The sequence below is a fragment of the Psychrobacter sp. 1Y4 genome, from assembly GCF_051847555.1.
On sequence record NZ_JBPYDE010001165.1, the window covers coordinates 1 to 515 of the forward strand.

Here is a 515-nt window from a genome sequence, read left to right on the forward strand (position 1 = left end):
TACCTGTTGGACTTAAAAGCTCCGCTAAAAACTTAGAATGTAGACCTACTTCTTCATCATCTCTTCTTAAAATGGAGAATACATTAAAACCATATTTTGTATTGAATGCTTCTTCTGTTGATGCCTGATTAATTTTTTCTAACGCTTGAAAAAGATTATTGTAGACCATAATCGCTCGTTACTTTTCATCGATGTTAATGTTGACTGCTACACTTATTCCTAAACACTCGCCCCAACTTCCCTTGCAATGGCAATGCCTTCTTCAACCGTTAAAAACTTGCGCTGACTTGGGCTGTCTTTATAAATGACATCACCGTCTTGAAATATTAAGCATTCATTGACGGCGAGCTGCTGCCATTTCTCATTTTCAGTCAATGGCACAGTGACCAAAATCGTGACTTTATCCGTGTCTGTGGTCACATCACCGAAATTAATCGCCATATCATCATCAGCGAGCTTGGCTTCACCAAATGGCGCTTTGCGCGTGAGATAAAACAGTAAACTACCTGCATAAG

General features: G+C 39.4%; 1 protein-coding gene. It reads right to left on the reverse strand.

Annotation, left to right across the window (positions count from 1 at the left end; genetic code table 11):
* Positions 1-219: 219 nt before the first annotated feature.
* A partial coding sequence (locus tag ACS8FC_RS20955) for a class II glutamine amidotransferase (RefSeq protein ID WP_439298200.1) occupies positions 220-515 on the reverse strand: 296 nt, incomplete at its 5' end.